The following is a 10,667-nucleotide window of genomic DNA, read 5'->3' on the forward strand; positions in this document are numbered from 1 at the left end:
CCGCCACCGATGGGCGTGCATCATCGACACATGACAAATTCTCACGACGCATGGCCTCGGCTCGAGGTGGACAGCTGGGTGGACACACGCGACACCGTGCACCTGTGGACCCAGATCGTCGGAAAGACGCGAATGGCGTTGTCGCCCTCGATCAATCACTGGTGGGGCGTTGCGCTATACGTCGACGCGTCGGGCCTGACGACGTCGCTGATGCCGCTCGGCGATCGGGGGCTAGAGATTCGCTTCGATTTTATCGAGCACCGGCTGATTCTCGCCACCACCGACGGTGAGCGACGGAGCATGAAGCTCGAACCGCGTACCGTCGCCGACTTCTACGCCGAGTACCTCGAGTTGCTGTCGCAACTGGGCGTCGACGCTCCGATCGTGGGCGTGCCCGTCGAGTTACCGCACGCCACGCCGTTCGCCGAGGACGTCTCGCATGCCTCGTACGACGCGGCCGCGATCGAGAAGTTCTGGCGATCGCTCGTGAGCGCACATCGGGTGTTCTCGGCCTTCCGAGCCGACTTCCGCGGGAAGTCCAGTCCGGTGCACTTCTTCTGGGGCGCTTTCGATCTCGCGGTCACTCGATTCTCGGGTCGCCCCGCACCACAGCACCCGGGCGGAATACCGAACTGTCCGGACTGGGTGATGCACGAGGCCTACAGCGACGAGGTCTCCAGCGCCGGCTTCTGGCCGGGCGGTGCCGCGGAGGGGGTCTTCTACGCCTACGCGTATCCCGATCCGGCGGGGTACGACAGCCATCCGGCCGTCACTGCCCCGGCGTACTTCGATCGCGATCTCGGCGAATACGTCCTGCCCTACCGGTCGGTGCGCACCGCCGAGGATCCCGATGCCGTGCTTCGGGCCTTTCTCGAACAAACCCACAGAGCGGCCGTCGAGACCGCCCGTTGGGAGTAGCCCTCGACCGCTCCCCCCCATTCGGGGGTATTCGTGGGGTGACCCGGGTCACTACCGTTCGTCGCACTCGGTATCGCACATTTACCCGATACCCGACAAAACGGAGGAACCATGACCACTGTCTCACCCGACGACCCGGGTGTGTCCGCATCGACGCCACCTGCGGTGCAGACCAAGACCAGTGTCCGCCGGGTCGCTGTCGCCAGTGGCATCGGCACGACGATCGAGTTCTACGACTTCTTCATCTACGGCACCGCAGCAGCGCTGGTCTTCCCGACGATCTTCTTCCCTGCCCTCGGCTCCACCGCTGGCACCGTGGCCTCGTTCGCGACGTTCGCGGTCGCGTTCATCGCCAGGCCCGTCGGCGCCGTGCTGTTCGGACACTTCGGTGACCGTATCGGCCGCAAGAAGACCCTGATCTCGACGCTGCTGTTGATGGGTGTGTCCACGTTCGCGATCGGTCTGCTGCCCGGCGCGGAGACCATCGGTGTGGCCGCGCCGATCATCCTGGTGCTGCTAAGGTTCGGGCAAGGGTTCGCGGTCGGCGGCGAATGGGCCGGCGCGACACTGCTCACGGCCGAGTACGCACCGCCCGGCAAACGCGGGTTCTATGCGATGTTCCCCCAGCTGGGACCGTCGGCCGCCTTCATCTTCTCCAGCGCAACCTTCCTTGCGACCGGGCTGCTGCTCGGCGATACCAACGAGACGTTCCTCAATTACGGTTGGCGAATCCCGTTCCTGCTCAGCGCCGTTCTGGTGCTCATCGGCCTGTACATGCGGTTGGCCATCGAAGAGACCCCGGTCTTCCGGGCCAACAAGCTCGCCGAGGAGCAGGCACCGGCCGGCGCGTCTCCGACGAAACTGCCGATCTTCGACGCCTGGCGCATCCAGAAGCGTGAAATCATCACTGCTGCAGGTGCATTGGCATCGCTGTTCGCCTTCTTCTACATGGGGACCGCGTACCTGACGAGCTACGGCACCAAGACCCTCGGATTCGACCGCCCGTTCGTGTTGATCACCGGAATCGGTGCCGCGGTCATCTTCGGAATCGCCATCGCGGTCTCGGCGACCTACTCCGATCGCGTCGGCCGACGGCGAGTGATCATGGGAGCCTGCATGCTCGCGATACCCTGGTCGATCGCACTGTTCCCCGTTCTCGACACCGGGTCACCCGCAGCATTCGTGATCGGCATGTGTGTCACGCTCGCCATCTTCGGAGTGGCCTACGGACCCACCGGAGCCCTGCTCCCCGAGCTGTTCCAGACTCGATTCCGTTACACCGGAGCAGGTTTGGGTTACAACCTCGCCGGAGTTCTCGGTGGCGCGATTCCGCCGATGCTCGCGGCACCGCTCACGGCTGCCTTCGGCAGCATCTCCATCGGCGTCATGCTGGCATTGCTGTCGGTACTGAGTCTGGTGTGCACCAAGCGATTGATCGAGACCAAGGACGTCGACATGGCCTGATCGACCGCAACGACACCGACGCAACAACGAAGCACCGCGGCCACCCGATGATCGGGTGGCCGCGGTGCTTCGTCGGTTCGAGCGGTCGATCTCTAGTCGTCGCCGCGGGGCGGCGGCTGGACATCGACGCCGCCGGAATTGTGCTCCGGCCCGGCCGCGGGATGACCGGCAGGTACGCGGCCACGCGTCTTCGCGGCCTCGCTGTCCTTGGTGGCACCCTCGGCGAACTTACGACGCCAGCTCTCCTCAGGACGGTAGGGGCCCGGCTTCGGCCGAGTCTTGCCGCCCGGGAACGCCAGCCGTGCGATCGTCCGCTGGACCATGCCCCACTGCTGAAAGAACGGTCCGGTGTTGTACGGCAGCTCGTAGCGCTCGCAGATGTCCTTGATCTTCGGAGCGACGTCCGAGTACCGAGTGCTGGGCATATCCGGGTACAGGTGATGTTCCACCTGGTAGCTCAGGTTGCCGCTCATCAGGTGGAACAGCGGTCCGCCGTCGATATTGGCGGCACCGACCAGCTGACGGACGTACCAGCCGCCGCGAGTCTCGTTCTCCACTTCTTCCTGACTGAAGGTGTACGCCTGGTCCGGGAAGTGACCGCAGAAGATGATGGCATTCGACCAGACGTTACGAATGATGTTGGCGGTGAAGTTCGCGGCCACCGTCGACAGGAACGTGCTCTCGACACCACTGAGGCGGCTGTCCAACAGAGCGGCCGTCCGGCGGTTCTTGCCGAACCGAGCCGACCCACGCAGCTTGGACGCCAGACGCGACCTCTTGCTCTCGGGCAACCGGCCACCCGAAGCCAGCTGCGCCAGCGCGAACGCACCGGCGCTGATGATCGGCCAGCCCACGTAGTCCTTGACGAACTGCTTGCGTGCCTTGACGCCGATGCCCTTGAGATCCTCGACGAGATCCTTGACCGGCTTCTCGCCGCGTCGGATGGCTTCGATGTCCAGATCGTGCAGGGCCACGCCCCACTCGAAGAAGGCCATGAGCAGCACGTTGTAGAACGGCTGAGCCAGGTACGCGGGATGCCACTTCTGACGCGGGTCGATGCGCATGATCTCGTAGCCGAGATCCTTGTCCTTACCGCGAATGTTCGTGTACGTGTGGTGCACGTAGTTGTGCGAGTGCTTCCACGAGTTCGCGGTGGAGGCGGTATCCCAGTCCCAGACCGACGAGTGGATCTCCGGATCGTTCATCCAGTCCCACTGGCCGTGCATGACGTTGTGGCCGATCTCCATGTTCTCGAGAATCTTGGCGATTCCGAGGCATGCGGTACCGGCCAGCCAGGCCGGCTTACTGGTGGACCCGAGCAACAGCACTCGTCCTGCGACCAGCAGTTGACGCTGGGCTGCGATCACCGAGGTGATGTACTTGCGGTCCTTCTCACCCAGGCTGGCGTACACCTCGTCGTGAATGGCGTCGAATTCCTTGGCGAGTTCGGCGATCGTCTCGTCACTCAGGTGCGCCAGCGGGTTCACCGGCCCATCGGTATCCGTGACGCGCCTGGTGGTTTCGTCGATAGACATACATTCCCCTGTTCGATGTGTTGATCAGAGTTCGATTTCGATGTCGCCCTCAGCAGTGTTGACACAGATCCGAACCGCTTGCCCCGTAGGTTCGGAGATATCCCCGTTACGTAGGTCACGTAAACGCCCCTTCTTCAGGGTACCTACGCAGGTGTGGCAGATGCCGATGCGGCAACCGAACGTCAGATCCAGCCCGGCTTCCTCGCCTGCTGCGAGAATCGTTGTGCCGCCGTCACATTCGACGTCCTTCTTGCTGTTGAGGAACTTGACCGTGCCGCCCTCACCTGCATCGTCTCCGCCGCCGATGACCGGCTGGAAACTTTCGTGGTGGAACTTGTCGTAGTCCCCCTGGTCTTTCCAGTAGGAACGCAGATCGTCCAGATGTTCACCCGGACCGGAGCAGAATGCTTCGCGATCCCGCCAATCCGGCACCAGCTCGTCCAGTTCGGATGCTTTCATCCGGCCTTCGTCGCTGGTGATCCGCAACTTCACCGTCAACCCGTCGTGTTTGGCTTCGAGCTCGTCGAGCGTGTCGGCGAACATCAACTGCTTGCGGTCGTGCACCGAGTGCACCACCACGACGTCGCGCACCTGATCGTGGTGATCCAGGGCGCGCAACATGCTGATGATCGGTGTGATTCCGCTGCCCGCGCTGATGAAGACCATTTTGTCCGGAATCGGACTCGGCAGAGTGAACTCACCCTCCACCTCGCTGAGGCGAACGATGTCTCCGGTCCTGATCGTTCCCACCAGATACGGCGACACCGTGCCCGACGGCACCAGCTTGGGGCTGACACTGACCAGGCCGTCCACCGGGTCCGGATCGGAGGTGAGCGAATACGCCCGCCAGTGGTAGCGGCCGTCGATCAGTACCCCGAGGCGGACGTACTGCCCGGGTGTGTGACCTGCCCACTCGAATCCGGGACGGATGTACACCGACACGGCCTCCGAGCCCTCCGGTGTCACTCGCTCGACCTTCCCCCGAAGCTCACGGGTGGTCCACAGCGGATTGATCATCGACAGGTAGTCGTCGGGCCGGAGCGGATTGAACAACGATCGGACTGCGCGCAGCATCGTCCGTCTCACAAAAGAAACCTGGGGCTTGGCCCCCCGTTCAGCCATACTCAACGGTAACCCTGTGCGCGGCGCTGCACATCCGAATCGCTCAGACTCGAATGAGACTGCTACACAAGGTGAACAGAACCGAGCAATACCGGCCGGTCAGCGGACTCGCGAGACGCGGTCGCCCAGGGCTGCGCTGACTTTTCCGTACCACCCGAGCGGACGCGCAGACCCGCGTGTCGGCACGTCGGCCAACAGCGCTTCGGCGGTTTCCTCGGCGTCGATCTTGTTGTCGCCGATGCCACCGGTGGCACCTCTCTTGGCCCAACCGACGACGTAACATCCTGGAACCGGAGTGCCGTCGGCGGCGGTGATGCGACCACCCTCGTTACGAATGGTGCCGGTGATGTCGTCGAACGGGATTCCGGGTGCCGGAGTTCCGCGATAGCCGATGGCGAGCAGAACCAGCTCCGTGGACAGAGTGACCGCGTGTTCACCCACACCCACCTCGATCGACTTCACCGAGCCGCTGCCGTGCAGGGCTGACGGCGCTCGGCCGAACGCGAAGACGATGCGCCGGCCCTGAGCAGTAGATCCCAGCTCGACTCGCGTCGCCCCGGCCAGAGCCGATGCGGGAGCGGACAACGGCAGGCGATCGATCGCGTCGACGATTCCGTCCGGACCTGCGACGACGACGTCGACGCCGACGCGGTCGACCAGCGCCTTGCATTCCGAACGGGTGAAGGCCGCGAACTCGGGGCCACGACGGGCGACGATGACGACCTCGTTCACCCTATGGCGACGCAGCTCGGCCAGAGCATGTGGAGCGATCTCGGTTCCGTCGAGTCGGTCCGGGTCGGCCGTGAGGATGCGAGCCGCGTCGAGTGCGACGTTGCCGTTTCCGATGATGGTGACGCGGTCGACGCCGGTGAGATCGATCGCGTCGGCGGGAACGTCGGGGTGTCCGGTGTACCAGCCCACCAGGGTTCGCGCGCTGAGGGATCCGTCGAGGTCGATACCGGGAATCTCGAGGGCGCGATCCTTGTCGGCACCGACGGCGTAGACCACCGAATCGAACTTTCGCGCCAATTCGACGTGGTCGACGTCCTTACCTACCTCGACACCGAGCTTCATCGTCACTCGCGGGTGCACGAAGATCCCACGGAAATGCTCGCTGATGCGTCGGGTACCCAGGTGATCGGGGGCGACCCCGTAGCGGGCGAGACCGCCCGCCGTGGGCAACCGGTCGTAGAACGTGACGTTGGTGCCGGGCACACGCAGCAGGGCCTGCGCGGTGTAGCAGGCAGCAGGCCCGGTTCCGACGATGGCGATGTCGATCGGCGGTAGGTCGTTGACCGTCGCCACCGGGAAGCGGGGCGCGCCCCACTCCGCAACAGCGGGCTTGTCCTTGTAGTAGTCGGCGTTGATGTCGGCGTAGATCTGCTGATCGGGCGTCAATCGCGAGACGCGAGTGATCGCGTCCACCGGGCACGCGTCGGCGCAGGCCCCGCAGTCGATGCACGAGCGCGGATCGATGTAGAGCAACTCCGTCTTGCCGAAATCCGGCTCGTCGGGCGTGGGATGAATGCAGTTGACGGGGCACACCGACAGGCAGGATGCGTCGTTGCAACAGTTCTGCGTGATCGCGAACGGCATGGGTTTCTCAGATGTCCTTCACGGCCTCGAAAAGAGTGGTCAGAGCATGTGCAGACGACGGTAGATCATCTCGGCCGGCTTGGTGACCAAACCGCAGTCGAGGAGAAATGCCATCAGATGCTCGCTCGAAGTACGCATCATCGTGTGGTGATGAGCGTTGTTCTTCGCTTCCTTCACCGCGCGGTCCACGTCGAGGCCCGCTGCTGCGTAGACCTCCTTGTTGACCATGTTCGAGACGATCAGGCGCGCGGCAATCGCGACGACCAACGCGCTGGCCTTGCGGCGAGCCGGGCTCTTCCCCTCGATGTCTTCACGCATCTGAGCGCGCGCGAAGGTCATGTGCCGCGACTCCTCGACGACGTGGATCTTGCTGGTGGTGCGCACGAGCGGCAGCACGTTCTCGCCGCGCATCCAGTCGCGCTGCATGACGTCGAGCACCTCTTCGGCGACGAGGATGCCGCCGTAGGCGATCTCGGCGGACGCGAGAGCCTTGAAGCCACGGCCGAGTTCGATGCTCGACCGACGCGGCAGGTATGCCTTGACACCCATCTTCTGGCACGCGCGGGCGAACATGATCGAGTGACGGCACTCGTCGGCGATCTCGGTGAGCGCGAACTGGAAGTCCGAGTTCGACGAGTCCTTGCAGTACTGATCGCGCAGAACCATCTGCTGCAGGATCATCTCGAACCAGATGCCGGTGCTCATGATCGAGCAGACCTCGTGGCGAGTGAGCGTGATGCGCTGCTCCTCGCTCATCTCGTCCCACAGCTTCGTGCCGTAGAGGGTGCTCCACTCCGGGTTGAGACCGTAGAGGGAGGGATCGAGATCGGCTTCCCAGTCGACCTCCTCGGACGGGTCGTACGACAGCTGGGCGGCGGAATCGAGCAAACGAGCGGAGACGTCCTCGGGCTCGAGAACGTCGTTCCTGGAGAGTGTGCTGGTCATCGCCGTGGTTCCTTCCATCGTCGAAAAGCTGTAAATAACTGTTACGGAGATTACCAGGTACTCGACGACACAGGTAGTCACTCGGGCAGAATTTCTCGAATTCTTTTCGCCGGACCCCTAGAGTTCGAGCGTGCCGAACACGAAGAACCACCGGTGATCGCCGCTCTGCGATCTGCCCTCGACCGCACACCCATGCGTCTGTACGCGGCGGGAATGGTGTCGGCCAACGCCATCGGGGCCGTCATCGTGTTCGTGTTGGCGCGCTTCGTCCTGCCGCTGCCGGTCGGTTCCGAAGAGATCCTGTCGGACCGAAATTACCTGGCGTTCTTCGTGTACCTACCGGTCGCGATCACCATCGGCATCGGGCTCGGACTCCGCGTCGCAGCACCTCTGATTCGGTGGCTGCACACCGGCGGCACGCCAACGGACGAGACCGCGATCGCCGTCGTCCGACTGCCTCTGCGCCAACTCGGCGTCCACGTTCTGCTGTGGGCGCTCGGCGTCGCGGTGTTCGTCTCGGTCAATGCGTCGGCCGGCGCCGCGCTCTCGATCATCGTGGCGATCGCCGTCAGCTTCGGCGGCTTGGCGACGTGCTCGCTGGGTTACCTGGTGGCCGAACGCACTCTTCGCCCGATCACAGCCGCGGTGTTGGAAGTCGGTGCGGTCACCGATTCCGCAGCTCTCGGTGTTCGGCTTCGCGTCGTTCTCATCTGGGTCCTGAGCACAGCGATTCCCGTTCTGGGGTTGGGCCTCATCGGACTCGGCAGGTTGATCGACACCGTCATCCCTCCCGACGTCGATCTGTCCCCCGCGATGGTGTCGCTCTCCGCGGTTGCCCTGGTCGTCGGATTCGGCGGCATGTTTCTGGTCGGCCGCTCCGTCTCGGACCCGCTGCAGCAGGTCAGTAGCGCCATGCAACGCGTCGAAGCCGGGGCGACGGACACCCGTGTCGACGTCTACGACGCCTCCGAGATCGGCCGGTTGCAGAACGGGTTCAACAAGATGGTGGTCGGTCTCGACGAACGCGAGCGACTGCGTTCTCTGTTCGGCAGGCACGTGGGCCACGACGTGGCGCAACGGGCATTGGCAAGCGCTCCACGTCTCGGCGGCGAGAGCCGGACGGTCGCCGTGTTGTTCATCGACCTGGTCGGTTCGACGGCCATGGCCGAGCGAGAATCCGCGGAGGCGGTGGTCGACCTTCTCAATCGGTTCTTCGCAGTGGTGGTCGAGCACGGCGAACGACACGGCGGCTTCGTCAACAAGTTCGAGGGTGATGCCGCACTGCTGATCTTCGGCGCTCCGGTCGATCACCCCGATCCCGCCACGGCGGCACTGCGCACCGCACGCACCCTCGCCGTCGCTCTGGCCGCCGACGGCGGCTTCGAGATCGGTATCGGCGTGACATACGGTTCGGTCATTGCCGGCAACATCGGAGCCGAATCCCGCTTCGAGTACACCGTCATCGGCGACACCGTCAATCAGGCGGCCCGGCTCACCGATCTTGCCAAGGATGACCCCGACACCGATGTGCTGACGTCGTCGATCGTGCTCGATCACGCATCCGATGACGAACGCTCGCACTGGACGACGGGCGAGACGGTGACACTGCGCGGCCGCTCGACACCGACCACTCTGGCTGCGCCTGTGCGGCACCTCTGACGGTCGCTCGGAAGAAAAAAATTCGAAGGTTTCCCGTTCGGTGCCGATGGGGCATACCCCCCGAACCAACTCACCCCACCGCGCATACGCGAGACGTTGACTGGTACAACGTCTCTCGCTCCGAAAGGCAACCATGCCCGCAATTCTGTTCGGCTCGATCAGCACACTCGTCGACACCTCCGAACTGCAGCGCCGCTCGTTCAACGAGGCCTTCGCAGCACACGATCTGAACTGGAACTGGTCCCGTGACGACTACCGGGCCATGCTCGGGTCGAACGGTGGTGCCGACCGCATCGGTGAATACGCGTCCCAGACCGGTACCGAGGTGGACGCCGCGGCCGTGCACGCCACCAAGTCGGAGATCTTCCAACGACTGATCGGCGAATCGGACGTCAAGACGCGTCCCGGAGTCGCCGACACCATCGACAGCGCGAAAGCGAACGGTCTCAAAGTCGGCTTCGTGACGACGACCTCGCGCGAGAACATCGACGCCCTGCTGGCCGCTCTGAGTCCCGAGCTGACGGCCGACTCGTTCGACATCATCGTCGATGCGACCTCGGTCGAACCCGGAAAACCCGATCCCGCCTCGTACGAATTCGCCCTGAAGACGCTGGGAGAGAACGCGTCCGACAGTGTGGCCATCGAGGACAACGCAGGCGGTGTCCAGGCGGCAGCGGCCGCTGGCATCACGTGTGTGGCATTCCCCAACGAGAACACTGCAGGCACCGAATTCGGCTCGGCCACCGAGACCGTCGATGCACTCGATCCGGAGCGCGTCCGAGCTCTGCTCTCAGTCTGACCTTCCATTCAATCCTCCAGGAGTAATCAGTGAGCAATCTTCAGGCCCAGGTCGTTGCCGGGGACAGGTCGTTTCGCGTCGAAGGATACGAGCGCATCGAGTACGACCTGATCTATGTCGACGGGGTGTTCGCAATCGAGAACACCGAATTGGCCGACAGCTACCGGCCGTACGGTCGCGCGCTGATGGTCGTCGACGAATCGGTTCACGACATCTACGGCGACCGGATCAGCGCGTATTTCGATCACCACGAGATCGCACTGACGGTGGTTCCGGTTCACATCGCAGAGACCGCGAAGTCGCTCGAGACGTTCGAGCGCATCGTGGGAGAGTTCGACGCGTTCGGTCTGGTCCGCACCGAGCCGGTACTGGTGGTGGGCGGCGGATTGACCACTGACGTAGCAGGATTCGCGTGCGCCAGCTACCGCCGCAACACCCCGTACATTCGCATTCCCACCACACTGATCGGCTTGATCGACGCGAGCGTGTCCATCAAGGTCGCCGTCAACTACGGCAAGCACAAGAACCGCCTCGGTGCGTACCACGCATCGCAGAAGGTGCTGCTGGACTTCTCGTTCCTCGGCACGCTGCCCGAGGATCAGGTGCGCAACGGCATGGCGGAGCTGATC

Annotated in this window: 9 protein-coding genes; 5 read left to right on the plus strand and 4 right to left on the minus strand. The window is 63.8% G+C overall.

The features are described 5' to 3' along the window. Nucleotides 1–30 precede the first annotated feature (30 nt). Nucleotides 31–918 carry a DUF5996 family protein gene (locus CH251_RS25810; RefSeq protein ID WP_094615654.1) on the plus strand — a complete coding sequence of 296 codons (888 nt, stop codon included), beginning with the start codon at nt 31–33 and terminating at the stop codon, nt 916–918. Nucleotides 919–1,029: 111 nt separating this feature from the next. Beyond that, nucleotides 1,030–2,382 carry an MFS transporter gene (locus CH251_RS25815; protein ID WP_094615655.1) on the plus strand — a complete coding sequence of 451 codons (1,353 nt, stop codon included), beginning with the start codon at nt 1,030–1,032 and terminating at the stop codon, nt 2,380–2,382. 92 nt (nt 2,383–2,474) lie between these two features. On the opposite strand, the gene CH251_RS25820 is transcribed toward CH251_RS25815, so the two are convergent. The 4 genes from CH251_RS25820 to CH251_RS25835 form a co-directional block, all read right to left on the minus strand. Continuing rightward, on the minus strand, nt 2,475–3,917 hold the full coding sequence (locus CH251_RS25820) for an acyl-CoA desaturase (protein WP_094615656.1): 1,443 nt from the start codon (nt 3,915–3,917) through the stop codon (nt 2,475–2,477). A gap of 24 nt (nt 3,918–3,941) precedes the next feature. Further along, nucleotides 3,942–5,039: a ferredoxin reductase gene (locus CH251_RS25825; protein WP_179273705.1), complete on the minus strand. Its 1,098-nt coding sequence runs from the start codon at nt 5,037–5,039 to the stop codon at nt 3,942–3,944. 99 nt (nt 5,040–5,138) lie between these two features. Then, nucleotides 5,139–6,635, minus strand: coding sequence for an FAD-dependent oxidoreductase (locus CH251_RS25830; RefSeq protein WP_094615658.1), 1,497 nt, complete (start codon nt 6,633–6,635; stop codon nt 5,139–5,141). Nucleotides 6,636–6,674: 39 nt separating this feature from the next. Further along, complete coding sequence (locus tag CH251_RS25835; protein WP_094615667.1) at nt 6,675–7,580, minus strand: diiron oxygenase; 906 nt, start codon at nt 7,578–7,580, stop codon at nt 6,675–6,677. 153 nt (nt 7,581–7,733) lie between these two features. Between CH251_RS25835 and CH251_RS25840 the strand changes: the two genes are divergently transcribed. From CH251_RS25840 to CH251_RS25850, 3 genes are all read left to right on the plus strand, one after another. Then, nucleotides 7,734–9,239, plus strand: coding sequence for an adenylate/guanylate cyclase domain-containing protein (locus CH251_RS25840; protein WP_094615659.1), 1,506 nt, complete (start codon nt 7,734–7,736; stop codon nt 9,237–9,239). Between the two features lie 133 nt (nt 9,240–9,372). Beyond that, nucleotides 9,373–10,038, plus strand: coding sequence for an HAD-IA family hydrolase (locus tag CH251_RS25845; protein ID WP_094615660.1), 666 nt, complete (start codon nt 9,373–9,375; stop codon nt 10,036–10,038). A gap of 29 nt (nt 10,039–10,067) precedes the next feature. Next, nucleotides 10,068–10,667: iron-containing alcohol dehydrogenase (locus CH251_RS25850; protein ID WP_143537946.1), on the plus strand; the 600-nt coding region annotated here is incomplete at its 3' end.

Origin of the sequence: Rhodococcus sp. 06-462-5 (assembly GCF_002258315.1) — a bacterium.
Taxonomy (GTDB): Bacteria; Actinomycetota; Actinomycetes; order Mycobacteriales; family Mycobacteriaceae; genus Rhodococcoides.

Coding starts and splice junctions, on each gene's coding strand:
- CH251_RS25810 (WP_094615654.1), top strand. CDS start 31: ATGACAAATTCTCACGACGCATGGCCTCGGCTCGAGGTGGACAGCTGG.
- CH251_RS25820 (WP_094615656.1), bottom strand. CDS start 3,917: ATGTCTATCGACGAAACCACCAGGCGCGTCACGGATACCGATGGGCCG.
- CH251_RS25815 (WP_094615655.1), top strand. CDS start 1,030: ATGACCACTGTCTCACCCGACGACCCGGGTGTGTCCGCATCGACGCCA.
- CH251_RS25830 (WP_094615658.1), bottom strand. CDS start 6,635: ATGCCGTTCGCGATCACGCAGAACTGTTGCAACGACGCATCCTGCCTG.
- CH251_RS25835 (WP_094615667.1), bottom strand. CDS start 7,580: ATGACCAGCACACTCTCCAGGAACGACGTTCTCGAGCCCGAGGACGTC.
- CH251_RS25845 (WP_094615660.1), top strand. CDS start 9,373: ATGCCCGCAATTCTGTTCGGCTCGATCAGCACACTCGTCGACACCTCC.
- CH251_RS25825 (WP_179273705.1), bottom strand. CDS start 5,039: ATGGCTGAACGGGGGGCCAAGCCCCAGGTTTCTTTTGTGAGACGGACG.